Annotated in this window: 26 protein-coding genes and 1 tRNA gene; 16 read left to right on the plus strand and 11 right to left on the minus strand. The window is 64.1% G+C overall.

What is annotated here, in order from left to right:
* Positions 1-664: 664 nt before the first annotated feature.
* Positions 665-1678 (plus strand): hypothetical protein, encoded by a 1014-nt coding sequence (locus C449_RS14435; RefSeq protein WP_006078776.1) that lies wholly within the window; start codon positions 665-667, stop codon positions 1676-1678.
* Between the two features lie 280 nt (positions 1679-1958).
* Here C449_RS14435 and C449_RS14440 read toward each other — a convergent pair.
* From C449_RS14440 to C449_RS18880, 3 genes are all read right to left on the minus strand, one after another.
* A tRNA-Lys gene (locus C449_RS14440) sits at positions 1959-2032 on the minus strand.
* 29 nt (positions 2033-2061) lie between these two features.
* A complete protein-coding gene (locus tag C449_RS14445) occupies positions 2062-2757 on the minus strand; it encodes a DUF7119 family protein (protein ID WP_006078777.1) in 696 nt (231 codons plus the stop codon).
* A 60-nt stretch (positions 2758-2817) separates the two neighbouring features.
* Positions 2818-2949 (minus strand): hypothetical protein, encoded by a 132-nt coding sequence (locus C449_RS18880; RefSeq protein ID WP_005044950.1) that lies wholly within the window; start codon positions 2947-2949, stop codon positions 2818-2820.
* A gap of 304 nt (positions 2950-3253) precedes the next feature.
* Between C449_RS18880 and C449_RS14450 the strand changes: the two genes are divergently transcribed.
* The 4 genes from C449_RS14450 (at position 3254) to C449_RS14465 (ending at position 6272) form a co-directional block, all read left to right on the plus strand.
* Complete coding sequence (locus C449_RS14450; RefSeq protein WP_049914290.1) at positions 3254-3583, plus strand: hypothetical protein; 330 nt, start codon at positions 3254-3256, stop codon at positions 3581-3583.
* A gap of 106 nt (positions 3584-3689) precedes the next feature.
* Positions 3690-5465, plus strand: a complete 1776-nt coding sequence (locus C449_RS14455; protein ID WP_006078779.1) for a nitrite/sulfite reductase — start codon at positions 3690-3692, stop codon at positions 5463-5465.
* Between the two features lie 81 nt (positions 5466-5546).
* A complete protein-coding gene (locus C449_RS14460; protein WP_006078780.1) occupies positions 5547-5888 on the plus strand; it encodes a LiaF domain-containing protein in 342 nt (113 codons plus the stop codon).
* A 102-nt stretch (positions 5889-5990) separates the two neighbouring features.
* On the plus strand, positions 5991-6272 hold the full coding sequence (locus C449_RS14465; protein ID WP_006078781.1) for a DUF6360 family protein: 282 nt from the start codon (positions 5991-5993) through the stop codon (positions 6270-6272).
* A 29-nt stretch (positions 6273-6301) separates the two neighbouring features.
* Here the strand turns inward: C449_RS14465 and C449_RS14470 are convergent, their stop codons facing one another.
* The gene (locus C449_RS14470; RefSeq protein WP_006078782.1) at positions 6302-6709 is read right to left on the minus strand and encodes a hypothetical protein; all 408 of its coding nucleotides are present in this window, start codon (positions 6707-6709) and stop codon (positions 6302-6304) included.
* Positions 6710-6833: 124 nt separating this feature from the next.
* Between C449_RS14470 and C449_RS14475 the strand changes: the two genes are divergently transcribed.
* The gene (locus tag C449_RS14475; RefSeq protein WP_006078783.1) at positions 6834-7790 is read left to right on the plus strand and encodes an oxidoreductase; all 957 of its coding nucleotides are present in this window, start codon (positions 6834-6836) and stop codon (positions 7788-7790) included.
* A 51-nt stretch (positions 7791-7841) separates the two neighbouring features.
* On the opposite strand, the gene C449_RS14480 is transcribed toward C449_RS14475, so the two are convergent.
* The gene (locus C449_RS14480) at positions 7842-9017 is read right to left on the minus strand and encodes a hypothetical protein (RefSeq protein WP_006078784.1); all 1176 of its coding nucleotides are present in this window, start codon (positions 9015-9017) and stop codon (positions 7842-7844) included.
* 53 nt (positions 9018-9070) lie between these two features.
* Complete coding sequence (locus C449_RS14485) at positions 9071-10363, minus strand: MBL fold metallo-hydrolase (protein WP_006078785.1); 1293 nt, start codon at positions 10361-10363, stop codon at positions 9071-9073.
* 176 nt (positions 10364-10539) lie between these two features.
* On the opposite strand from C449_RS14485, the gene coxB reads away from it, so the two are divergent.
* The 6 genes from coxB to C449_RS18400 all read left to right on the plus strand — a co-directional run bounded on the left by coxB (position 10540) and on the right by C449_RS18400 (position 14976).
* Positions 10540-11352 carry a cytochrome c oxidase subunit II gene (gene coxB / locus C449_RS14490; protein WP_006078786.1) on the plus strand — a complete coding sequence of 271 codons (813 nt, stop codon included), beginning with the start codon at positions 10540-10542 and terminating at the stop codon, positions 11350-11352.
* Positions 11349-13877 (plus strand): cbb3-type cytochrome c oxidase subunit I, encoded by a 2529-nt coding sequence (locus C449_RS14495; protein ID WP_006078787.1) that lies wholly within the window; start codon positions 11349-11351, stop codon positions 13875-13877. Before coxB ends, C449_RS14495 begins: the two co-directional genes overlap by 4 nt.
* An 11-nt stretch (positions 13878-13888) precedes the next feature.
* Positions 13889-14158 carry a cytochrome C oxidase subunit IV family protein gene (locus C449_RS14500; protein WP_006078788.1) on the plus strand — a complete coding sequence of 90 codons (270 nt, stop codon included), beginning with the start codon at positions 13889-13891 and terminating at the stop codon, positions 14156-14158.
* 2 nt (positions 14159-14160) lie between these two features.
* Positions 14161-14526: a DUF7577 domain-containing protein gene (locus C449_RS14505; protein ID WP_006078789.1), complete on the plus strand. Its 366-nt coding sequence runs from the start codon at positions 14161-14163 to the stop codon at positions 14524-14526.
* Complete coding sequence (locus C449_RS14510; RefSeq protein ID WP_006078790.1) at positions 14526-14735, plus strand: hypothetical protein; 210 nt, start codon at positions 14526-14528, stop codon at positions 14733-14735. The genes C449_RS14505 and C449_RS14510 overlap by 1 nt, the downstream gene beginning before the upstream one ends.
* A gap of 64 nt (positions 14736-14799) precedes the next feature.
* The gene (locus C449_RS18400; RefSeq protein WP_169316472.1) at positions 14800-14976 is read left to right on the plus strand and encodes a hypothetical protein; all 177 of its coding nucleotides are present in this window, start codon (positions 14800-14802) and stop codon (positions 14974-14976) included.
* 34 nt (positions 14977-15010) lie between these two features.
* On the opposite strand, the gene C449_RS14515 is transcribed toward C449_RS18400, so the two are convergent.
* The 4 genes from C449_RS14515 to C449_RS18475 form a co-directional block, all read right to left on the minus strand.
* Positions 15011-15352 carry a DUF7410 domain-containing protein gene (locus C449_RS14515; RefSeq protein ID WP_006078791.1) on the minus strand — a complete coding sequence of 114 codons (342 nt, stop codon included), beginning with the start codon at positions 15350-15352 and terminating at the stop codon, positions 15011-15013.
* Positions 15349-16740 carry a hypothetical protein gene (locus C449_RS14520; protein ID WP_006078792.1) on the minus strand — a complete coding sequence of 464 codons (1392 nt, stop codon included), beginning with the start codon at positions 16738-16740 and terminating at the stop codon, positions 15349-15351. The genes C449_RS14515 and C449_RS14520 overlap by 4 nt, the downstream gene beginning before the upstream one ends.
* Positions 16741-16783: 43 nt before the next feature.
* Positions 16784-17233, minus strand: a complete 450-nt coding sequence (locus tag C449_RS14525; RefSeq protein WP_006078793.1) for a hypothetical protein — start codon at positions 17231-17233, stop codon at positions 16784-16786.
* A gap of 171 nt (positions 17234-17404) precedes the next feature.
* On the minus strand, positions 17405-18478 hold the full coding sequence (locus C449_RS18475) for a DUF7537 family lipoprotein (protein WP_006078794.1): 1074 nt from the start codon (positions 18476-18478) through the stop codon (positions 17405-17407).
* Positions 18479-18664: 186 nt separating this feature from the next.
* Between C449_RS18475 and C449_RS14535 the strand changes: the two genes are divergently transcribed.
* The 4 genes from C449_RS14535 (at position 18665) to C449_RS14550 (ending at position 21141) form a co-directional block, all read left to right on the plus strand.
* Complete coding sequence (locus C449_RS14535; protein WP_006078795.1) at positions 18665-19075, plus strand: 30S ribosomal protein S6e; 411 nt, start codon at positions 18665-18667, stop codon at positions 19073-19075.
* A 2-nt stretch (positions 19076-19077) separates the two neighbouring features.
* Positions 19078-19518: a DUF7112 family protein gene (locus C449_RS14540; RefSeq protein ID WP_006078796.1), complete on the plus strand. Its 441-nt coding sequence runs from the start codon at positions 19078-19080 to the stop codon at positions 19516-19518.
* A gap of 68 nt (positions 19519-19586) precedes the next feature.
* Positions 19587-20054 carry a DUF5807 family protein gene (locus C449_RS14545; RefSeq protein WP_006078797.1) on the plus strand — a complete coding sequence of 156 codons (468 nt, stop codon included), beginning with the start codon at positions 19587-19589 and terminating at the stop codon, positions 20052-20054.
* A gap of 22 nt (positions 20055-20076) precedes the next feature.
* On the plus strand, positions 20077-21141 hold the full coding sequence (locus C449_RS14550; RefSeq protein ID WP_006078798.1) for a phosphotransferase family protein: 1065 nt from the start codon (positions 20077-20079) through the stop codon (positions 21139-21141).
* A gap of 128 nt (positions 21142-21269) precedes the next feature.
* Here the strand turns inward: C449_RS14550 and C449_RS17610 are convergent, their stop codons facing one another.
* Complete coding sequence (locus C449_RS17610; RefSeq protein WP_161606461.1) at positions 21270-22925, minus strand: DUF2254 family protein; 1656 nt, start codon at positions 22923-22925, stop codon at positions 21270-21272.
* Positions 22926-22947: the final 22 nt, after the last annotated feature.

Consider the following 22947-nt stretch of genomic DNA (forward strand, 5'->3'; position numbering starts at 1 on the left):
ACTCTTAGGGTGTATATTAGTTCGATCCGATCGCTACACTGACGAACGAATCTGTCCGTTCTCGTGTTCCGAACGACCGAATCGTGGCGATGCGAGCGAATCGCGTTCATTGGAAAACGAGTTCACAATCACTCACCAACCTCAGCACAAACTTCAAAACAAATCAAAAATTTCTACCCGTTTTGAATTGAGAGGGCCAGTACTGATAAAACAAACTCAATTTTCGCACAATTACAAATAAAGATATTGAAGCAATCTGGGGGTAAAAATAACGAATTATGATTTAGTGTTTAAAAAGACAATATTCGTGCTTTTTGCCGATCTTACAGACACAATTCAGAAATTCTAATGGCTATGCTCAATATGCGATATTCGTCCGGCAGATGTTCCACAACGCGGTGCTGTTGGCCGTATCTCCGATATTGTGTTGCCGATCTCCCATCAAAAATTCTGCAAAATAGGGACAATCCTTCCATTGCTCTGTGTCAGATATTGTGTTGTTACTTTCAATCTATATGGCCAGAACGAGTCGATCAAACTCACTGATAGCAGTCGTTCGATTTGAGTGGGCCGCTGGATCATCGGTGGGCTCTGTGATGGGTTCGCTCCCGGATCGCTTCGGCGAAGAGCAACGATTAAACGGCGGGCAATCCTCGCGCCGAGTATGCAACGACGGGCTGCGGCGGTCTACATCGTCTTCTTCGTGGTGGTCGCGATTGCGGCGTACTCGTTGATCGCAGTGGCCGAGGAACCGACCGCCTCGATCGAAGGTCAGAGCTACGCTCAAGGGGACACCCTTCAGGCTGGAGGACAGGCGTGGACGGTCAACGTCAGCGACGGTTCCGGCGAGGTATCGCGGGTCAATGAATCGGTCCAGTTCAGCACCTCGTTCGCGAACAACTCCACCCTCCTTTATCAGAACGAGACCTATCGGTCAGCGCCCAACGGCTCCGGCGGTGGCGGCGCAGCCGAGACCACGACGCCAGGCGCGCCCACGACTACCACTCCGTCTGGAGCAGTGTCCAACGGTTCCGACGGAACGCGCTTCCAGGTCGTGATCGCCAACGCTTCCGGGGGCAACGCCTCCAGCGGAAATGCCTCCGGTAACGCATCGACGGGCAACACCTCCGGCGGCAACGCGTCGGCCGGGAACGCATCCACGGTGAACCTCACCTCGTTCACGCTCCGCGAGTCGTTCGACGTGAACGAGCGGCTACGAGCCGATCCCGATGTCGCGAACACGGCGCTGACCGGGGTCAACGGGACTCAGTACGTCCGGTATCAGAACGGCACGACCCAGCCGCTCGGCGAGTATCTGCCGACGCCCGAAACCCGGAACGTCTCGGTCGGTGACGAGTTCCCCTACGCCAACAACTCCACGACCGTCTCGGGCGTCAACACGAGCGGCGTGTCGCTCGCGTGGACCGGCCCCCAGACTGAATCGATGGAAATCGCGGCGGGAGAAAACGTCACTGTCGGTAATACGACGTACGTCGCCCAGTTCGGCGCGGACAACAGTACCGTCACGCTCTCTCAGGACGTCGCCGGCTACCAGGAAGAGCTAGCCGATGTCCAGGACTTCCACGACCGGATCCTCGGTCTCTGGGGGATCATCATCATCAGCATCTTCGCTGCCATCCTCATCGCGGCGCTCGCGTACATGCCCGTGAGAGGCTGAATCTCCAAATCATTCTCTTGGGCTGAGCGTCGTCCCTCTCGCGGCTCTCTTCGTCCCTCGTTTCGTTCGTAGAACCGTCAGGAGCGTCTCGTGTCTGCTCGACGTGCTTCGACGGGCCGGGAGGGATTCGAACCACGCGCAGACGTGCTCGCGTTCGCTGCGCGCGTCTGCTCTAGTTCGAACCCTCGATAGCCGCTTCGCTGCTCGCGTCCGTTTTCCGTGACTTCGCTCCGCTCGTCACGACGTTTCACTCGCTCTGCTCGTGAAACCGCAGCAGAAGCGGGCTGGGAGGGATTCGAACCCCCGACCGTCCGGTTAAAAGCCGGACGCTCTGCCTAACTGAGCTACCAGCCCACACCCGCGCTCGGGCCGTCGTGCCTAAATCAGTACCGTTCCGGCGGCGAGTCCTCGGTCGGTTCCCAGGCGTCGAGCGCCTCGGCGACGAGTGCCGACGGATCGACGCCTCGGAGGGCGGCCTGGCGTCTGAGCTCGCGGTAGGTCTCCGACGGAAGGTCGAGCGTCACCTCGCCGGGCGGGACACCGTGGGCGGCGAGGGCGCGCTCCGGCGGGACGTCCGAGTTGATGTCGCTCGCGATCGATCGGACGTCCCGCACGGTGAGATCGGCGTCGAGGGTCGCCCACGCGAGCAGGAAGCGCGCCTCGCCCGCGACTCGCGCGATGTGTTTCGCCGCGGTCGGGGCGATCTCGCCGGTGGCGACGTACTGGCGGATCGATCGCGGGAGGTCGTGGACCCGCGCCCACTTCCGGATGAACGACACCGTGGCGTCGCCGTCGGTGCGCTCGGCCGCGGCCTTGTACGAGCCTTCGCCGCGAACCAGCGCCGCACACGCTGCCGCCCCACGGAGCATGTAGACGCTGTCGGCGTCACCCACGGAATCGTCGGCGAACGACCGGACGATCTCGGCGGCGCGCGCCACGCTCTCGGGATCGTCGGGATCGAACTGGACGGCCTCGCGTGCGCGCTCGCCGGCAAAGGTGGGATCGCCCCGGATCACCGGCTCGCCGACGGGCGAGTCGCGATCGGTCCTCGTCCCATCGGGCGCGCCGTCAGGACTCATACCGCTTCGTGGGGACGACGAATGAAAAGTACCCCGCCGCCGTGTGTCAGCCGCACATCGTCAGTCGGCGTTCGCCTCGCGCTCTTCCGAGAGATGCTCCCAGATCTCGGTGCAGCCACACCCGTCGTCGACGTCGTCGAGATGATCCGTGTTCGGTTCCCGCTGCTCTTCGGCCGGCTCCGGGTCGCTCATCGATCCGCTCCCGATTCGTCGTACAGCTCCGGTGCGACGTCCGCCGACACGTGTTGGCGTTCGCCGTCGTTCTCTTTCATCACTCCCCCGTAGGCTAGTAGCCCGGATAAGGCCGCGCCCACCTGTAAACCCTACCCAGACTCTCGATTACCGGCAACAGTTGTCGAGATACCTGACGGCCGAATCACGGCCGATGCCGACGCCTTCGGGTGATTCCGTCGCTGCCACGCGTCACCGGACCTGTGGACGGTCGGGGCCGATCGGCGGTCGATGGGTTCAGGGGGTCGCGGCGTCGAGGACGGCTGTGCCAATCGACGTCCACCAGCTCGACGACGGGGCGTGGATCAGCGTCAACGACACTCGCGAGGTCAACGTCGGCGACCTCTGGTGGCTCGCGCGCCACGATTTCTGTGCCTGCGAGATGGCGGATTTCCTCGCCGAAGGGTTCGTCGAGGTCGGCGTCGATCCCCCCGTCATCGAGGCCCGAATCGCCGGTCAGTGCATCGCCTGTGGGGCGAGCGGTGTCACCGGCTGGCTCACGGTCGGTCGAGTGAGCGACGGCGAGTTCTATTCCGTGGTTCCCGAGAGCGTCCACGTCCCCCGCCGGCGCACGCGCCTCGCTCGTTCCGAGTAACCCCCCCGACGACCCGACGTACCGGCAACATTCTCTTCATCCGGCGAGACGCGGGGAGGATTGACGCCACGGGCGAGGGTTTAGGCGTCGGGCGTTTGGTGGCGGTATGCCGAGTAAAGTCGAGGGCTGGAAAGACGAGGTCTACGGTGAGGAGGTCCGCGAGCATCTCTTCGAGTTCGCCGAGAAGGGATGGGAGGCGATCCCCGAAGACGAACACGACGCGTGGTTCGAGCGGTTCAAATGGTGGGGGCTGTACCACCAGCGAAACGGCCAGGAGAGCTACTTCATGATGCGGATCGGGACGCCCAATGGGGTACTGAAGCCCGGCCAACTGGAAGTCGTCGGCGAGATCGCTGACGAGTACGCCCGCGGTCCGGCCGACAACCCCGAGTTCGGCGGCGCGTACTGCGACTGGACCACGCGCCAGTCGATCCAGCTCCACTGGATTCGGATCGAGGACGTCCCGGAAATCTTCGAGAAGCTGGAGGCGAACGGGATGTCGACCATCCAGGCCTGCGGCGACTCGTGGCGCAACATCGTCGGCTGTCCGGTCGCAGGCAAGGACAAACACGAACACGTCGACGCGTGGCCGGTCGCCGAAGAGCTCCACGAGGAGTTCAAGGGTAACGAGGCGTACTCGAACATGCCTCGGAAGTGGAAGGTCTCGGTCACGGGCTGTGACGAGGGCTGCGGCCAGGGCGACATCAACGACCTCGCGTTCGAACCTGCCGAAAAGGAGATCGACGGCGAGAAGAAGATGGGGTTCAACGTCCGCGTCGGCGGCGGTCTCTCGCGGAAGGAACCGCGCTTCGCACGCGACATCGATGTGTTCTGCACGCCCGAGGACGCGCCGAAGGTCTCGGCCGGGATGTCCGCACTCTTTCGGGACCACGGCGACCGCGACGACCGGTTCAACGCCCGCATCAAGTTCCTCGTCGACGAGTGGGGCACCGAGAAGATCCGCAAGACGCTTCAGGAGGAGTACATTGACTACGAGCTCCCCACGGCCGGTGAGGACCTCCGCGAGGACTACACCTACAACGCGGGCCGCCAGGACGAACACGGCGACCACGTCGGCGTCCACGAACAGCCCGACGGCAACTACTACGTTGGCCTCGACGTCCTTGTGGGGCGGATGGGAGCCGAAGACACGCTCGAACTCGCCGCCCTTGCCGACGAGTACGGTTCGGGCGAGGTCCGGCTGACTCAGCGCCAGAACGTCATCGTGACCGACGTTCCCGAGGACGATCTCGACGCGTTCCTCGACGAACCCCTTCTTGAGGACTACTCGCCCGACCCGCATCCGTTCATGCGCGGCTCGATCGCCTGCACCGGAACCGAATACTGCTCGCTCTCGATCGTCGAGACGAAAAACCGCCAGGTCCGGTACGCCCGCTGGCTCAAGGAGAACGTCGAGCTTCCCGACGGGATCGAGGACTTCCACATTCACCTCTCGGGCTGTACCGCGTCGTGTGCACAGCCACAGATCGCCGATATCAGCCTGCGCGGGATGAAGACCAGAAAGGACGGCGAACCCGTCGAGGCGTTCGACATCGGGCTCGGCGGCGGACTCGGTGAGAACCCTCACTTCGCCGATTGGATCGCGATGCGAGTCGCGGCCGACGAGGTGCCGGGCTACATCGCGAACGTCCTCGCGGCCTACGAGGACGAATCCGACGGCTCCGAGAGCTTCCGGGAGTTCATCGCCGCACGCGACGAGGACGAACTCGAAGCGCTCGCCGATCCCGAAGAGACCGACTACGAGGACCCGTTCATGCACAACACGAAGATGACGTGGTATCCTTACGCCGAGGAGGACGACATGGACGACCGGCCGACGCCCGCCCGCGCCGACGGCACCCCGATCCCAGCGGACGACTGACGCCCTGCTTCGACGTACTCGGCTTTCGTCGCGACCCGTGTTGCCGATACAGTTAGGAGACTGTCGCTTGTCGGCAGTACCATGGAACTGAACCACTACACAGTCTTCAGCAGCGACGAGCGGCGGGTCACCACCGCGGGGTTCAGGGGTGGGCGGGTGACGGCGGTGTTCGCCGAACTCGAACTCGACTTGCGGGCCGCGGAGACACCCGGATTCCCGGCAGTGATCGATCTGCGTACAGTCTTTGCCGAGACAACCATCACCGTTCCTAACGACTGGAACGTGGACGTACGATTGTCGACGCCGCTGTGTGAGTTCCGGGACAGGCGTTCGGTCCGTGTGGCTGGGGAGGGATCGGCAGGCGGCCCCGATCTCGTGCTGACCGGGTTCGGCGTGATCTCCGAGATCACACTCAGGGGGTGACCGTTCGGCGTGGCCGAACGCGGGGACGAATCCGACGCGACTCCTGTTCCCGTCTCCGCCTGCCCACAGTCTCGTTAAGTATCCGGCTGTCGAAACCCGTGTATGAGCGACCGCATTCTGAAAGTCAACGCCTACACAACGCTCGATCTGCTCGACGGCCAGGCGGAGGGCCACGAGTTCGAGGAGGACGCGCTTGCCGTGTTGAACGTCACATCAGCCAGAAAGAACCCGGATCACGTCCAGCTCCAGCTCGAACTCGACAACACCGATCTCGATACCCTTCCTGCTCACGCCGACGAGGTGAAGCTCTCGCCCGACCAGGCCCGCGAGGTCGCGGCCGCGCTCGAAGACCACGCCGCCGATGTCGAGGCTGCGGGGAACTGACTGGCGTTTCCGCGCTCGTCGTTCTTGCTCTACCGATCCGCTCGTCGGTCACTCTCGCTGCGCTCGCGCCATTCGCGCTGTTGCCGGCGTTCAGTGACGTGCCGTCGGCCGTCGGCCAGCACGTCCCGCACGCCCGTCTCGAACTCGGCCGCGGGTGTGAGGAACTCGTCCGCGAACGCCTCGACGACCTCGTAGGTCCACCGTCCGTCGACCGCGCCCGCCGGAAGGAGATCGTCGCGGAGGACGTCTGCCCACTCGTCGTGCCCGGACGTGCGAAGTTTCTCGCGTGCGTCGTCCAACCGGTCCATCCCGCGACCGACCTGGTGGTGGAACGCGACGAGATGGCCGTACCCTCGATGGAGGTGTTCGATGCCGAGCTGGAGGTCGTGGAGCGCGGCCCGTTCGGTCCCGTCGAGGTCGGTGGGCTCGTCGTCCATACAACGACGTTGTCGACCACAAGTAAAACTCCTCGGCGTGACGACGTTTCCGACGATTGCACCCGGGTTGGGGTGGGGTCGCCGCAACGCTAACTGCTTTCCGTATCCTCTCCCCACGACCCGCATGGCATTCGACGGCGGCTGGACCGCGGAACGAATGGGGAATCTCGACGGCAAAACGGTGATCGTCACCGGCGCGAACAGCGGCCTCGGTTACGAGGCGGCGCGGGAGTTCGCGACCCACGGCGCGAACGTCGTCCTCGCGTGTCGCAGCGTCGAGCGTGGTGTCGAGGCGGGCGAACGAATCAGGGAGGACGCACCCGAAACCTCGCTTACGGTCATCGAGCTCGATCTCGCGGACCTCGCGTCGGTCGGTCGGTTCGCCGCCGACTTCACCGATACTCACGACGAACTCCACGTGCTCTGCAACAACGCTGGCGTGATGGCGATCCCGAGGAGCGAGACCGTCGACGGGTTCGAGACTCAGTTCGGCGTCAATCATTTGGGGCACTTCGCGCTCACTGGAACCCTCCTCGAACATCTCCACGAGACCGACGGTGAGACCCGTGTCGTGACCCAAAGCAGCGGCCTCCACGAGAACGGCGAGATCGATTTCGACGATCTCCAGGGCGAGGATTCCTACGACGAGTGGGCGGCCTACGGCCAGAGCAAGCTCGCGAACGTCCTCTTCGCCTACGAACTTCACCGTCGACTCCGGAACGCCGGCGTCGACGACGTGACCAGCGTGGCGTGTCACCCCGGCTACGCGGCGACGGACCTCCAGCGCCGCGGCCCCGAGCAGGCAGGCGAGACCCTCCGGCTGTGGGGAATGAAAGCCGCGAACGCCGTGATCGCCCAGGACGCCGCGACGGGCGCGCTGCCCATGCTCTACGCCGCCACCGACCCCGATCTGAGCGGCGGCGAGTACGTCGGCCCCGGCGGCTTCCGAAACATGCGCGGCCACCCCGAAGAACAGCGCTCCAGCGAACGCTCGTACGACGAGGCGACCGCGGCGCGACTCTGGGGTGTTTCGGAGGAACTGACCGGCGTCACCTACGACTTCGACGTCGCGGCGAACTGATCCGGCGTCACCAAGAGAAGCGTTTCAATCCGCGAGCAACCGAACCGGTCCTCATTCGTCGCCGAGTTCGGCGGCGGAGCCGTCGTCCGCGTCGATACCGTCCTCGTCGTCTCCATCGACGAGTCGCCCCTCGACGGTTGCCGCGCCGTCGCCCTCGTTGTCACCGAGTCGGCCGGTGTATTCGTTCCAGAGGTCGTCGTCCAGAAGTTCCCGAATGAGGTGATCGTCAGCGGTCGCGTCGTCGTCCGCCGCCAGCCCGTACAGGAGCCCGAGCCCGCCGCCCAGCGCCGCGCCGGACCGTCCTCCCTCGAAGTCGTCGGATGCGGCCGCCCGGCCCGCACCCATCTCCGCACCACGGAGTACCGACTCGGCGTCCGCCTCGGTGACCCACTGAGCGTACTCCGTGGGTGTGAGTTCCTCGGCGAGGTACGCCGACGCGCCCACCATCGCGCCGACCGACTTGCCGTCGATGTTCCGCGCGCCCGCTCCCGTCGAGGCCCCGGCGTTGGCTCGCCGTGCCATCATCGTCGGGTCCATGTCGTCGAACACGGTGTCCTCGTGGCTGCTGGCGTACGCACCCACCACGCCGCCGCCGAGCACCGCGCCCGAGAGGAGGGCCGCCGTGGAGTAACTCGCCGCGATGGCGGGGTTGGCGACCGTGACGCCGGTGGCCAGTCCCCAGAGTGCGGCCTGTTTCGGATCGGCGTCGCGGACGGTTCGCTTGAGTTCGAGCGCGCCAGCGCCCGCACGGTCGCGTGCGGCACGGACGGCGTCCCGAGTTCGATCTCGTGTCCGGTCCGTATCGACCGACGGGAGCGGGACGTCGCGGTCGAGCGAGGGCACCGATGTCGACCGCGCGTCAGCGGCGAGTTCGCGCGACCGTTCGACACCGGGGAGCACCGGCGGGTCGGCGTTCGTGTCGCCCACTGACGTCCCGTCATCTCCGGTCGCGCGGTCGCGTACGTCGTCGAGCGTCGAGCGGACGCGGCCGAACACGCTGTCGTCGTTCTCGTCGCTCTCGGAGGCTGGAGCGGCCTCCGTCCCGTCGGCCTGGTTCGCCACATCGCGTTCCGTGCGGAGGTCGGCGAGTCGGTCGACGAGCTCGTCGGCATCGCGCGCGCTGGCCACCGCGGCGTCGGCCTCGTCGCGCAGGTGGTCGGGAAGATCGGCGAGCCGTTCCGCGAGCGCCACCTCGGTCTCCTCGTCCGTCGCGTTCGGGTCGTCCATGCCCGCATGGAGGCGACGCTCACGGAAAAGCGTTCGAGCAGCGTGTGCAGCGTCTACACCTCGATGGTGTCGCCGAGATCGGGGGCGACGGCGTCGATCCCCCCGTTGCGTAGCTCCGCGGCGAACGCCTCGCACCGATCGCCGTGGTTGACGAGCACTCGGTTATCGCGGTACGAATCGAGGTAGCCGAACAGCCCTTCTCGGTCGGCGTGTGCCGAGAAATCGTACTGCTCGACCTGCGCGCTCACCGGCATCCGGCGACCGTCGATCTCCGCACTTCCGGTGTCGAGAAGATCGCGGCCCGGCGTCCCCTCGACCTGGTAGCCGGTGAGCGTGATCTTGTTCACCGGGTGGCCAGAGATCGCGGGGATGTACGTCATCGCGGGGCCGCCCGACAGCATTCCGCTGGTGGTGACGATCGCGGTCGATTGCTCGGCGATCCGCTCTCGCTGGCCATCCCGTCCTGTGACGAATCTGGCGTGGCTCGTGGCTCGCTGGAGCGCGTCGGCGTCGCGGACGAAATCGGGGTACTGGCGGAGCATCTTCGTCACCCCCTTGCCCATCCCGTCGACGTAACACGGGATGTCGTACTCTTCGCAGACGAGCAACAGCTCTTGAGTGCGGCCGATCGCGAACGCTGGAATCACCACCGTCCCGCCCTCCCACAGCGTCGTCCGGACGCTTTCGACGAAGCGCTCCTCGACTGCGGCGCGGTCCTCGTGTGCGACGTCCGAGTACGTACTCTCACAGATCACAACGTCCGCCTCCGGACGTGCGGTGGTCGGTGGAACGAGTCGCTGTCCGCCGACGGACCCTTTGCGCTCGTTCGCGTGGTCTTCAGCACTGCCGTCGTTTCGGGGAGTTCCGGTGTGGAAATCCCCCGTGTAGAGCAGCCGTGTCTCGCCGTCATCCACGAGGACGTGCGCGCTGCCGGGGATGTGGCCCGCGTCGAAGAACGTTATCTCGTGGTCGGCGGCAGTGAACGTCTCGCGGTAGCCGTGGTTCTCGGCGACTTCACTGACGCGTTTGAGATCGGTCTCGGTGAACGGACACCGATAGGAGCCGCCGTGGAGTTTGAGCGTGTCCCGCGCGAGGGTCCGAGCGAGCTCGCCGGTCGGCGGCGTCCAGTGGATCGAGGGGCGGGAATCACCCGAAAGTAGTCCGGGCACGGCCCCGGCGTGGTCGAGGTGGCCGTGCGAGACCACCACCGCCTCGGGATCGACCGATCCGACGGGAAAGCCCGGCGGCGTGCCCGATCGCATCCCGTAATCGAGCAAGAGGGATTCGTTGACGAGGACGGCGCTCCGGCCGACCTCGCGAGCGCCACCGAGAAAACGGAGATTCATTGGGAGCACTATCCGTCGAACGGGTTTCGGCCCGTCGGTTCACGGCCGGCCGCCACGTATCGCGATCGACGAGAACGACCCTACCGATCGCCGTCGCTCGCCCTCGATCGCTCCGCTCTCCTCGACACGGATGGTCCATGATACCGACCCCCAATGAATAAGTACTCCCGACGATGATGATCGATGACGGAGTTTCGATGCACCCGATGGTCCCGTTCACGGCGCTCGCGGTACCGCTCCAGAGCGGCATCGTCCCGGACGGCGGTCGAGACGAGATATTCCGGTCGATCTTCGTCGTGTTTCTCGTCCTCGGGACGATCGTCGGGGTCGTCGTCATCGGGTACATGCTCTACAATGGCTACAAGTTCCGTGACCGCGGGGAGCGGGACGGCGACGACGGGATCGACCGTCCCGAACTGGGCGAACTCCCCGAGGGCGGCGGTGGTGGGCGGAAGCTCGCGCTGTCGCTCCTGTTGAGCGCCGCCATCGTGATCTCGCTCATCACGTGGACGTACTTCGCACTCGTGGACGTCGAAACCCGAGCGACTGAGACCGACGACAGCCTCAACGTGCAGGTCGAGGGATACCAGTTCGGCTGGGAGTTCATCTATCCGAACGGCAACTCTTCCGAGACGCTCCGGGTGCCCGCGAACACGACGGTACAGCTCACCGTCACCTCGCGGGACGTCTTCCACAACTTCGGGATTCCAGCGTTCAAGATGAAAACCGACGCTATCCCGGGTCAGACCACCGATACGTGGTTCCAACCCAACGAGACCGGGACGTATCAGGCCCAGTGTTTCGAGCTCTGTGGCGCGGGCCACTCCGCGATGAACGCGAACGTGACCGTCATGGACCCTGCGGCGTACCAGCAGTGGTACGAAAACATCACGCCGAGCAACGCCACGACGGGTAACGCGACAGCAACCAACGCGTCTGCAACGGCGAGCAACGCGACGGCAGCGACCAACGGGACCACAGCAGCATGACCGATCGATCAGAACCGACGCCGGACGGGGGGTACGCGGGGGCGGGCCAAGAGCTCCCGGCGACGACCGACGAGCACGCTACGACGGAATCGCACGGACTGCCGCCGTACGGATCGGTCAAGCGGTGGTTCGTCACCACGAACCACAAGGACGTCGGGATCCTCTACACCGTGACTGCGCTGTTCTTCCTCGTGTTCGGGGGCGTTCTCGCACTCCTGATGCGAGTCCAGCTCTTTTCGCCTGGATCGGGAGTCCTCAGTCCGATGGGGTACAACCAGACCGTCTCGACGCACGGTCTCATCATGGTCTTCTGGTTCCTCTCGCCGTTTGCGTTCGGCTTCGCGAACTACGTCGTTCCGCTCCAAATCGGCGCGAAGGACCTCGCCTTCCCTCGATTGAACGCGCTCAGCTACTGGCTGTACCTCTTTTCGGGACTGTTGCTCGGGGTCTCGTTCTTCCAGGGTGGAACGTTCGCCGGCGGTTGGACGATGTACGCGCCACTGAACATTCCGACCTATACGCCGAGTATCGGGGCGAGCACGGCGATCCTCGCCCTTCTCCTGTTCGTGGTGAGCGTCACCGTCTCCTCGGTGAACTTCCTGACCACGATGCACCGGATGCGCGCCGAGGGGCTGACCCTCCGGCGGCTCCCGCTCTTCACCTGGACCATCCTCCTCACCGTGTGGATGATGCTGTTCGCCTTCGCGGCGCTGCTCGCGGCGCTCGTGATCCTCTCGTCGGACCGGCTTCTCGGGACAACGTACTTCGCCGTCACCAGCCCCGGCGGGTCGATCCTCTGGACCCACTTGTTCTGGTTCTTCGGCCATCCCGAGGTCTACATCGTGTTCTTCCCCGCGCTCGGCGTGATGGCCGAAACGTTCCAGACGTTCACGGGCCGGCGGATCGTCGGCCGGAAGTGGTTCATCGCCGCGATGGTGCTGGTGGCGCTCCAGAGCTTCGTGGTCTGGATGCATCACATGTTCCTGACCTCGATCAACCTCCAGATCAAGACGCTGTTCATGGCCACCACCATCGGCATCTCCCTCCCGTTCGACCTGATGGTGTTCTCGCTGATCTACACCACCATCAAAGGAAAGGTGCGCTTCGCCACTCCCTTCCTGTTCACGTTCGGCTCGCTCATCCTGTTCATCGTCGGCGGGATCACGGGCGTGTTCCTCGGCGCGGTCGTGCTGGACTATCAGTTCCGCGGGACCTACTGGGTGGTCGCCCATTTCCACTACGTGATGGTCGGCGGCGTCACGGCACTCATCGGCGGGCTCTACTACTGGTTCCCGAAGATGACGGGGAAGATGTACGACGAGTTCCTCGGGAAGGTCCACTTCTGGCTGTACTTCATCGGGTTCAACCTGCTCTACTTCCCGATGTTCGTCGCGTGGGAGACCCCGCGTCGGGTGTTCGAGTACCCCGAGGAACTCACGATCTGGCACCAGCTCGCCACGGTCGGTGGGTTCATTCTTGGAGCTTCGTTCCTCGTGATGTTCTACAATCTCACGAAGAGCCTCGTGGATGGCGAGGCCGCCGACGGCAACCCGTGGGCGTACTCCACCACCGCCGAGTGGGCGATCCCGTCGCCGCCGCCGCTCGAGAACTTCCCCGGCGTCCCGAGCTACCGCAGCGGCTCGCTCGACTTCCTCGGCGGTTCACCGGAGGTCGCGGACGGCGGCGAGGTCACCGACGGCGGCACGCTCACGACGCCCGACGCACAGGCACACGAGGCACACGCGGGCGAACCTGAGAGCCACGCGAGCATCTGGCCGTTCGCGATCGGCGTCGGGGCGTTTTTCGTGTTCCTTGGGCTCTCGGGCTTCCAGGAGGGGACCCTCGCACCCGGCTTCGCCGGGGGGACCTATCTCACGTTCGCACTCGTCGGGACCGCGATCACCGGCGTCTCGCTCGTGGCGCTCGGACGCGAACGGTTCCACGCACCGACGGGACCGTTCGGGGAGAGCTGGCCATTTGAGGCGGTCGAGAACACCAAGCTCGGCGTCTGGATCTTCCTCGCCTCCGACATCGTGCTGTTCGGTGCGTTCATCGGCTCGTACGTGTTCGTTCGGATCTCCGCGGGCTGGACCGGGTGGGAGCTCGTGCCGGGTGATTCGATCCCCGGTCTGATGAACACCTACCTGCTCCTCACGAGCAGCTTCACCGTGATCCTCGCGCTGGTCGCCGCCGAAAAGCGGAGTCGATGGGGCGTGGTGACGTGCATCACTACGACGATCCTGCTCGGGATCGGCTTCCTCGTGAACAAGGGGCTCGAATGGAACCACCTCTTCCACGAGGGGATCGCGATCTCCTCGAACGTCCGCACGTCGACGTTCTTCCTCACCACGGGGCTCCACGCCGCCCACGTCATCATCGGGCTGTTGATCGCGGTCTACATGCTCGTGCGGGCGTGGCGGGGGGCGTACTTGGATGACGAGCGCCCCCTCGAGTACTTCGGGCTGTACTGGCACTTCGTGGACATCGTGTGGCTGTTCCTGTTCCCGCTGTTTTACATCCTGTGAGGTGATCACGCATGCCATCAACCAAACTCTACGCCGGGATCTACGTGGTGCTGTTCGCGTTCGCGACCGCCCAGGTCGCGTTCGAGTTCGTGGGGCTGCTCGAAAGCGCGTACTGGCTCGCGTTCGGGGCGATCATCGTGCTCTCGCTGATCAAGGCGCTGTTCGTCGCGGGCTACTACCAACATCTCCGGTACGAGCCGCGATCGATCACGTTCGTCGTGCTCTCGGGGCTCATCACGGCGCTCGTGCTGACGATCGCCGCCTCGTACTCGATCACCTGACCATGAACGTGGCCGTCTGGGGACTCGCGATGCTCGTGGTGCTTCCGCTGTTGCAGCTCCCGCTCATCGTCTATCTCTCGCGGCGCGTCGAGGCCGACGAGGAGTCCCCGCCCCCGGCAGGCTGGGGTGACGGTGTGTATCCACCCGATCCGAACGTCTCGCAGCAAGTCGATGGGGAGTCGTCCGGTGCTTCGACGCCGGACCGATCGCCACCGTCGACGCCGCCCCTGCCGTCCGCATCGCCTGCGCCGTCCACGTTGCCCGAGTCGCCTCCATCGTCCGTCCCGTCGACGATCCGCTGTCGTCGCTGTGACGCCGCAAACGATCCCGAATTCACGTACTGCCACGACTGCGTGGCGAGGCTGTAATGGAGCGATCCGATCTCGGGTACGCGGTGCTGTTCTCGGTCCCGGTCGGCGTTGGCGTGTCGATGGGCGTGCTCAGGATGGCGGGCGGCGGACTCACGAACCCGATCGTCGCGGGTGCGGGCGCGGTGGCGGCACTCGTCCTCTTCGTGTTCGTCGTCGCGATGCTCGCCACCGGATCGCCGGACGAGGAGCGATCATCGGCACGATGAGTCACCGGCCACAAGCCGCCCGTGGAGCCGGTTGGTTTATGATAGCACGGGCCGTCCATCGATCATGCGACGCGAGCCGCTCCTCTTCGGGCTGACCGTTCTCGGGGTCGTCGTGGGGCTGGCCATCCTGCTGACCGCGGAAGCAGTCGGGGCCGGCGAGACGATGATCGTCTTCGGTGGTGTGATCGCACTCGCCGCCGTCGGCGGGCTGACCGGTCTCATCGGGGCGCTCGACGGCTGAAAACCGGAGACGCTCTCTCGCCCCTATCGGCGGATCAGCCCTGTAACCCGAGAACGATCATGTACGCGAGTACGTATCCAGCGTACAGCAGACTGAGTGCGCCGACGACCTTGAGGTGGAACACGAACAGATCGTCGGCCTCCTCGTCCACGGCGGCCTCGTAGGTCGCCTGCTCGCCGTCGGTCCACTCTCCGCGGTGGCTGTCGCCGAGGTGGAGCGTACACGCCCGTTCGGTGCGGAACGGTCGTGAACAGTACGGACACTGCGCCGCGGGTGTCTCCGCGTCCGGGATCGCGGTGTCGGGGGTGGACGTGCTGTCGGGGATCGACGAACTGTCGGGCGTCGGTGAACTGTCGTGAGCGAGTGATTCGGTCATAGATAGGGTGGTGGTGTGTACGGCTGGCCGACGATCCACATGCTGAGAACGGTGTAAAACACCATCACGAGGACGAACGGGTACTGGCTCCGGATCGGCGCGAGCCGTCCGGGGAAGATCGCGAACGAGCGCGCGTGAGCCACCCAGACCGCGAGCATGTGGCCTGCGAGCACGAACACGAGCTGGAGCGTGCCGAACCACGCGGGCAACACCAGAGTCTGGATGGCCGCCGGCGGCGCGAGGGGTTGGGTGGCGACCGCGATCAAGGCGGGTGAGAGGCTGAGGAAGTACCCCAAGAAATGTGAGAGGTGGTAGCCGGCGGCGATCGGCACCAGCGCCGGCGCGAACCAGTCTCGGAGGTAGCGAGCGGTGACGTAGGTGTCCGCCGTCCGGCGCGACCACCGTGCGGCGACCCGATAGACGTAGAGGAAACAGCCAAAGCCAGCGATCGCGGTCCCGAGATACACCGCAAAGGGCGGTACTCCCCACCCGACGACCGCACGGACAGCCGTCGCCCACGCCGGCGTCGCGACGAGGCCGTCGTAGGTAGTGACCCAGAGCAGCGCGACTACGAACGCGGTTTCGTCCGCCCCAGTCGGCCGGCCGTCCGAAAGCGCTCCGCCAGGGAGCACGGCATCGATTCCGTTACTGGTTCGCTGGAGCGGCGCGACCCGGCCGTACCACTGGAAGACACGCGCGATCGGGTCGACGACACCGAACCACGTCTCGCTCCCGTAGACCACCGCACCGGCGACCGTCACGATCGAGTAGATCACGATCACGATCACGAGCGTTCGCGGCTGTTGGGCGAGCGGGCTGACGACTTCGAGCCAGACCAGCCCCACCAGTCCGACGACGCTCGGCCACGCGCCGAGACGATCGGGGTAGCTCCTGATCGGCTGGTTTCCCCGGAGTCGAGAGCCGAGCGCGGCGAGCGTCCGCCACGGGTTCACCGCGGGCCACGTATTTCCAACGAGATAGGTGGTCATCGAATAGCCCGCCCACCAGCCGGCCCAGACCGCCACGATGGCGAGGTTTGCCGCTGCCACTCGCGGGCCGATCCACCCGACCGCCACGATCGCGGCGAGAACGCCGACGCCCAGCCACCGACAACTGCCGACGGCGACGGTCCGGATCGTCGCTCGGGTCGGGAGCTCGGCACGCCAGTCGGTGACGTCACGGATGAACGCGTGGTCGGTCACGAGGCTCGTGAGCAGAAACGAGGCCCCGATGACCCCGCCGCCGGTCGTCACGACCAGCCACGACGGAACGGCGACGGGTTTGAACGTCCCGCTCAGCCCGCCTGCGTGGGCCGCCGCCTCGCCGGCGAGAGTCAGTGTGGCGACGACTGCGACGACGCTCCGAACGACGGCTCGTGACCGTCTCATCCGGTCTCATCGGTTGTGGTGGATGGTTCGTTCCGCATGGCAGTCAGGCCATAACGAGTCGTACGACGATCGCGACGATCAGGAGCATGCCGAGCACCCACAGTCCTGTGCCGGTCGCCTGCGCGCTCTTGATCCCCCGATATCGCGCGGAGTGATAGACGCCCCAGAAGAGATACCCGCCCATCACCGCCGCCGCCACGACCATGAGCGCCACGCCCGCGACCTGGCTGACCGCTGATGGGATCGCTCCGGTGACGAACGCGAGCGCACCGCCGCCGATCCCGAGGACTAATACGAGGAAAGCGACAGTCCAGCCCAGCGGGCTTTGGGCCGCTTCGGTGAGCGTCGTGGCTGCGCCTGTTCCCCCCGTTCCGACGTCTCCTGGGCTCGCGACGGCACTCCGCCACTCCCGACTACGTGCGAGTGCAACGACGAGCGCGACGACGACGAGGCCAGTCAGTACGGTGCTGGCGACGTAGGTGAGTGGTGCCATGTGAGACCGGTACGATACCATGGTCTTCGTTGGCACTCCACTTCATTCTTCGGTCCAACCACGAGTAACTGAACCAGGGTCGACGAACTCGTGGTGTCAGCTGTCGACAGTTGAGCGACTGTTCGGCTTCAGAACCGTTCGAAAATCAGCGCCGCAACGTAACCGGGCCGCTCAGCCCTCGTCGTTTTTCAGTTGTTCGACCCAGCCGGGCTGTTCGACCGAAGTCGAGCCGACGTTCGAGAACTCCAGAGTATCCACCACGGTCACCGGTTCACCCGCGCTGAACGCGTCCGTCGTGCGTTCGGTCTGGAGCCGGTGGACGACGCCGGTCCCGGGATCGATCACGAGCGTCGAACTGAATTCGGTAATCTCCTCGCCCCGGTACAGGGCACCTGTTTCGACACTGTCCGAGCCGTTGGCGACGTACACCGCGAGCTGCTGGCCCTCGCTCGTGACGGTGCCGCTGCGTTCGTAGTCGACCGCACGGACGGTTTCGAGGACGGTGCGGCCGGCGGTGAGACTCTCGGCCAGCGGCCGGCCGAGCTCGTCGGTTTCGTACTCGGGTTCGTCGAACCCGTCCAGGACGTTCTTCTTGTATGCTGTTGCGCCCTCGGCGTAGGTGTACCGGGTGGCCTCCTCGGTCGGCTGCGAGACCTGGTAGGCGGTGTTCGCGTCGAGGTCAACGCGGGCCCCACTGGTGTCGGCTCCCGAATCCTCGCCGGTTCCGCGAATCGTCGAGCTGCTGTTGACGGTGAACGTTCCCGCCGCTTCGAGCCCGCTCTGGTGGGCGCTCGCGATCGAACCAGCCTCCAGCGGCGGTTCGGCTCCGATCGACGGCTCCGGCGTCGCGGTAGGGGTCGGCGTCGGTGTTGCCGTTGGGGTCGCCGTCGGGGTTGGTGTCGGTGTTGCCGTTGGGGTTGGTGTGGGCGTTGGGGTCGCTGTCGGCGTGGGTGTCGCCGTTTGCGTTGCCGTCGGCGTGGATGTTGCCGTTGGAGTCGGTGTCGCCGTTTGCGTTGCCGTCGGCGTGGACGTTGCCGTTTGCGTCGCGGTGGCTGTCGGCGTGGATGTTGCCGTCGGCGTCGCCGAACTGGTTGGGGTTGCGGTGGCGGTTCCGTTGTCGATGGTCGTTCCGTTCGTGACTGCGGAGGTCTCGGTCGAATCCGCCCCGTTGCCCGCCAGCGAGCTACAGCCGGCGAGCAACACGAGTACGGCGACCGCGACCACGAGTACCGTCCGTCGCGTCATTGCTTACTCGCCCCACCCCACGCATAAATATTATTCTGCCGGTTCGCGAAGAGGTTCGGATCGATCGAAGACCGCCGTTCACACGGCTCCTGGTCGCATGCCGCGGCCGATCGGGGGACTCGAACGCGTTTCTCCGGTGTGCGGCTTTCAATACGCTTTTGAGGGGCGACCGGCTTCGCTTCGTACATGGCAGACTTCACCGTTGTCGTGGCCGACCCCGAGGAGGGGGCGGCCCACCAGCGTGCGGTCGAGGGACAGGACGCAAACCGCTTCATCGGCCGCTCGATCGGCGAGGAGGTCGATGGCTCGGCGGTGGGTCTCGACGGCTACACCGTCGAGATCACTGGCGGCTCCGACACCGCCGGCCGACCGATGCGCGAGGACGTCGCGGGATCGGCGCTCACGTCGATTCTCGTCGACGGCGGCACCGGGTACAAGCCGACACGCGAGGGCGAACGCAAGCGTGTCACCGTCCGCGGGCGCGAAGTCGGCGAGGAGACCCGCCAGATCAACGCGAGCATCGCCGACCGCGGCGACCAGTCGGTCGCGGAGCTGCTCGACGACGCCGACGCGGACGACGCGGACGACGACGAGTAGCCGTGCCAGAGCGGATCCCGCACGACCATCCCTCGGTCGAAACGGTGCGGGCGACGCTCGCCCGCCGTGGCCGGAGCTCCCGGCCACGGCTCGCGCTCCCCGACGACGCCGACCGCTTCCCGCTCGATACGATCCGTCTCGTTCTCGATGGAGAGACCTACCACGCACGGGTCGAGTCCGGACTCGACGGCGATCGCGAGATCACCGGCGCGTACGACAACGCCCGGCTCGCACGCGAACGCGACGGCACCGACCGCCTCGACGAGTGGCGGCGGTCTTCGGGTCTCGATCTCGGTCGGAGCGTTGCGGTCGACATCGTGGAGTCCGGATTCCTGTACGGCGTCCGCGAACCCGGCGAGCGTGCGGTCTACGAGGCGACCGAACCGCCTGACGAGGGCCTCGCTGCCATCGCGCAGGATCTCGACGGCGATCCCGACGGCTGACTCGCTGCGCCCCGTTCGACGCGTCCCGATACCCGCCCGCTTTTGCCGCCAGCCCCGATATCGCCCGCATGGACTCCGCACGCACGCAGTTTCTCGCCGGCGATCGTCCCGACGACGTGTTGCTGTTCATCGCGGAATCGGCGGTCTCTGACCTCGGCACGCTGGCCCAACATGGCGAGCAGGTCGAACGCGGTGTCGTCCTGATCCTGGAGGCAGAGCGCGGCCGGAGCGCGTTCGAGGGCGCGACCGGCGTCGACCCGATGACGCTCGCGAGTTCGGCGATGAACTCCGAGGGCGACCTCGATCTCGACGCGTTCGAGGGCGAGTGTCCCGAAGCGGACGCGAACGGTGAGGACAGCGCGGACGAAGCGGACGACGCCGCAACTGAGGAACACGCCCCCAGATTCGTCTTCGGGTTTGCCGAGGAGCGAAACGAGGAGGCTGGCGGGATCTACGCCGAGGGTGACGTGATCCACGCGTACGCGGTCTGTGAGTGTGGAACGGCGTACTCCGACCGGTGGGTGGCGGGCGAGTGATGGCTGGCGTCGATCCCTTGCCGTGAGCGACGAGTCGTCGGCCACCGACGCCGCCATCCACGGGATGGTCGCTTCCCTCCGCCCGGAGTGGACGGTCGATTCGATCCGTCGCAGCGAGCACGGCACCGATCTCGTGGCGTTTCTCGACGTTTCGAAACCCAGTGGACGGTCCGACGCGGTTCTGAAGGCGACGACCGCTGATTTCGTTACACCCGAGATCGCTCGGTCGGAACCACGACTGCTCGATCTCGTCGGCCGCGAGACCACGATTCCCGTCCCGCAGGTGTTCGGGTTTGCCGACTCCCATCCCGAGTATCCGGCTCCGTTCTACGTGATGGAGCGCGTGTCCGGCAGGAACTACGAGGGACGTCCCGCTGATCTCGACGCCGCCGCCCGCGAACGGGTGGTCGCCGAGACCGGCCGGAACCTCGCTCAACTCCACGATCTCGGGACGTTGCCGCGAGTCGGACGGGTCGGCGTCCGCGACGGTGAACTCGCCGTGCTCGACGGCGAACACGGTCGTGTCGAGGACTTCCGTGCGTGGCTCCGCGCCGACATCGAGGAGGGGCTCGACGCGCTCGCGGACGGAACGTACTACCCCGATCTCGCTGTGGAGCCGGAGCGGTTCGTCGATCTCGTGCCCGCGCTCCGCGAGGAACTCGGCGCACGTCTCGCGTCGCTCACGGAACCCGCGCTACCGCGGTACTGCCACTGGGATTACCGGTACGGGAACCTCCTCGTCGATCCGGGCACAGGCGCGACGCGGGCCGTCCTCGACTGGGCGAACCTGCTCGCTGCGGAGCCGGCGTACAACCTCGCAAAGACCGAATCCCATCTACTCGACCCCGGAGCCGCTGACTCCACCGAGCGCGCCGCGACGCTCCGCGAACTGTTCCGCGACGCGTACGCGGCCGAACGCGACGACTGGGCGTTCACGGCCGCGATCGAGGAACGCATCGAGACGTACCGGCTCAAATGTCGCGTGGACGCGATGGCGTGTCTCCCGCTGTGGCTTCAGGACGCCACGCCGGCGGAGCGCGACGAGCGCGAGCGCCAGCACCGTGCGTTCGTCGCGAGGTATCTGTAGTTGCTTCCCATCTCCTCGACTTTCTAGAATATCGGTGTAACATTTCAAAAAGTCTGGAGCAGCACACTCGAATCGGTGAGTTACGTGGACCGATCGCAACACTTGCACCTGTTCTGCTGGCTGGAGGTTTACACAAACCCGCCCGCCCCACCCATGCCACTCTGAAGTTCGAGCCATTCTGAAAATGTGGTGTCGAGGTCCGGAATTGGTTGTGATTTAAAACCTGTGAGGGGCATCTCTGTGGGTTTAGTCATTCCAGGCACATAGTCAATTTGTGTCTTTGGTCTAATACTGCCGTTCTGTATGGAATCAACCACTCCGCTTATCTGATCTCTAATCCCCATCTGAATCGATACTCGATTGAAGCCAGAAAGGACCTCATCGTCCGTTTCCGACTGGAGATACTCGATATACAATATCGTCCCTAACCATAGTTGGAATAATAATTCAAGATTACTATTTCTGAGATCATTTAGACAATTTCTCCATCCTGTAGCGACGTGCGACCAATTGACTACACTCCTTCCCGTCCTGATTTCACTTCGAATTGCTGCTGACGTGATTTCACACATCGCAAAATAACAACCTCGGAGTGTGTTTTCACGTGGATACAACTCATTAAAATCAGCATCTTCTCCACGCTGCCAATCGATATCCTCGTCGTCCGTCCGAGCGGAAGCCTCAGCAGTTGCACTACTGTGGATACTGGGAATACTAAGTATTTGTACCGACGTATATCCTGTATCACGGGCGTGTTGGGCCGACCGATCCATGATTGATTGCGCTGCTCGCCAACCTAGAAGACGGATTCCATGATCTGCTGCTTCCCATTGCGTAGCCTCAGCGGTTTCTGCAAGTAGTTCACGATTGGTGTCAATAATTCTCTTTCTCACACGGTCTTCGAGTTCACTGTATCCGAGACTTTCAACAGGTCTGGACAGACCCTGTGATGAACATTTGACAACGTATTCGTGTTCTCTATTGATTCCGGCTTCTCCGATAGTGTCTAGACATTCGATCACTTCTCTCGCCTGCGTCTTTTGGCTATTTTCCGTTGCACGCTCCACGAGTGTCGGCAATCGGTCCGTGCAAAGATCTTCGATGGACTTCCCGAGCGCTGATTCAGGACCCAGAGACTCCGGATGAGTATATTCCAGTAAATTCCTGATTTTTTCTGAAACCATATTCAACCCTTGACTCACAGTTGGGTTGTCTCGGTCTTCAACAGCGGAATCGATGACTGAGATGAGAAGGTGGTATGGGTCTCTCTTGGTGGAATCCTCTTGAAATAGATGTGCTTGTTGAGTCGTCCACTCTGGTGAAAGTTGATCCTTGATACGACGCAGAATCCCTTCCGGCGTGGATTGGTACAAAATCCGGTCAACAAAGGAATAGAGAACCACCAAGGAGCCTACTGCGAGAGCTCCCGCACCACAGAGATACATTTCGTACACGAAAATATTCTCTCCACTAAAGAGATAGAGACCAAGAATATCTATCCCAATTGAGGTGCCGAATAGAGCAGTTGTGAATCTGTAAGAATCATCCTCACGAAATAGGTTTACAAGTCGTGGGGAAAAGCCAGAGGCAGAGAGTTGAACACCTAGTATGGTTATTGAAAAGACAATTGCGAATATTGCTGCCTGAGCTGAGGCTAAGATTGTGAGGATCTCAATCCCGTTTGCACCAATGCTTTGACCGAAGCGTGCCGCTAGCGCCGTTGAGACGATGAACAACGGCAACACAACGACTACTGTCCGCTGTGGTAGCGAAGCGTCGTCCACTATTTCAAACAGCACCTATCCC

Origin of the sequence: Halococcus saccharolyticus DSM 5350, assembly GCF_000336915.1 — an archaeon.
Taxonomy (GTDB): domain Archaea; phylum Halobacteriota; class Halobacteria; order Halobacteriales; family Halococcaceae; genus Halococcus; species Halococcus saccharolyticus.

Excerpts from the sequence above, each read along its gene's own strand:
- C449_RS14435 (WP_006078776.1), top strand. The coding sequence starts at position 665 with ATGCAACGACGGGCTGCGGCGGTCTACATCGTCTTCTTCGTGGTGGTC.
- C449_RS14445 (WP_006078777.1), bottom strand. The coding sequence starts at position 2,757 with ATGAGTCCTGACGGCGCGCCCGATGGGACGAGGACCGATCGCGACTCG.
- C449_RS18880 (WP_005044950.1), bottom strand. The coding sequence starts at position 2,949 with ATGAGCGACCCGGAGCCGGCCGAAGAGCAGCGGGAACCGAACACGGAT.
- C449_RS14455 (WP_006078779.1), top strand. The coding sequence starts at position 3,690 with ATGCCGAGTAAAGTCGAGGGCTGGAAAGACGAGGTCTACGGTGAGGAG.
- C449_RS14460 (WP_006078780.1), top strand. The coding sequence starts at position 5,547 with ATGGAACTGAACCACTACACAGTCTTCAGCAGCGACGAGCGGCGGGTC.
- C449_RS14465 (WP_006078781.1), top strand. The coding sequence starts at position 5,991 with ATGAGCGACCGCATTCTGAAAGTCAACGCCTACACAACGCTCGATCTG.
- C449_RS14470 (WP_006078782.1), bottom strand. The coding sequence starts at position 6,709 with ATGGACGACGAGCCCACCGACCTCGACGGGACCGAACGGGCCGCGCTC.
- C449_RS14475 (WP_006078783.1), top strand. The coding sequence starts at position 6,834 with ATGGCATTCGACGGCGGCTGGACCGCGGAACGAATGGGGAATCTCGAC.
- C449_RS14480 (WP_006078784.1), bottom strand. The coding sequence starts at position 9,017 with ATGGACGACCCGAACGCGACGGACGAGGAGACCGAGGTGGCGCTCGCG.
- C449_RS14485 (WP_006078785.1), bottom strand. The coding sequence starts at position 10,363 with ATGAATCTCCGTTTTCTCGGTGGCGCTCGCGAGGTCGGCCGGAGCGCC.
- coxB (WP_006078786.1), top strand. The coding sequence starts at position 10,540 with ATGATCGATGACGGAGTTTCGATGCACCCGATGGTCCCGTTCACGGCG.
- C449_RS14495 (WP_006078787.1), top strand. The coding sequence starts at position 11,349 with ATGACCGATCGATCAGAACCGACGCCGGACGGGGGGTACGCGGGGGCG.
- C449_RS14500 (WP_006078788.1), top strand. The coding sequence starts at position 13,889 with ATGCCATCAACCAAACTCTACGCCGGGATCTACGTGGTGCTGTTCGCG.
- C449_RS14505 (WP_006078789.1), top strand. The coding sequence starts at position 14,161 with ATGAACGTGGCCGTCTGGGGACTCGCGATGCTCGTGGTGCTTCCGCTG.
- C449_RS14510 (WP_006078790.1), top strand. The coding sequence starts at position 14,526 with ATGGAGCGATCCGATCTCGGGTACGCGGTGCTGTTCTCGGTCCCGGTC.
- C449_RS18400 (WP_169316472.1), top strand. The coding sequence starts at position 14,800 with ATGCGACGCGAGCCGCTCCTCTTCGGGCTGACCGTTCTCGGGGTCGTC.
- C449_RS14515 (WP_006078791.1), bottom strand. The coding sequence starts at position 15,352 with ATGACCGAATCACTCGCTCACGACAGTTCACCGACGCCCGACAGTTCG.
- C449_RS14520 (WP_006078792.1), bottom strand. The coding sequence starts at position 16,740 with ATGAGACGGTCACGAGCCGTCGTTCGGAGCGTCGTCGCAGTCGTCGCC.
- C449_RS14525 (WP_006078793.1), bottom strand. The coding sequence starts at position 17,233 with ATGGCACCACTCACCTACGTCGCCAGCACCGTACTGACTGGCCTCGTC.
- C449_RS18475 (WP_006078794.1), bottom strand. The coding sequence starts at position 18,478 with ATGACGCGACGGACGGTACTCGTGGTCGCGGTCGCCGTACTCGTGTTG.
- C449_RS14535 (WP_006078795.1), top strand. The coding sequence starts at position 18,665 with ATGGCAGACTTCACCGTTGTCGTGGCCGACCCCGAGGAGGGGGCGGCC.
- C449_RS14545 (WP_006078797.1), top strand. The coding sequence starts at position 19,587 with ATGGACTCCGCACGCACGCAGTTTCTCGCCGGCGATCGTCCCGACGAC.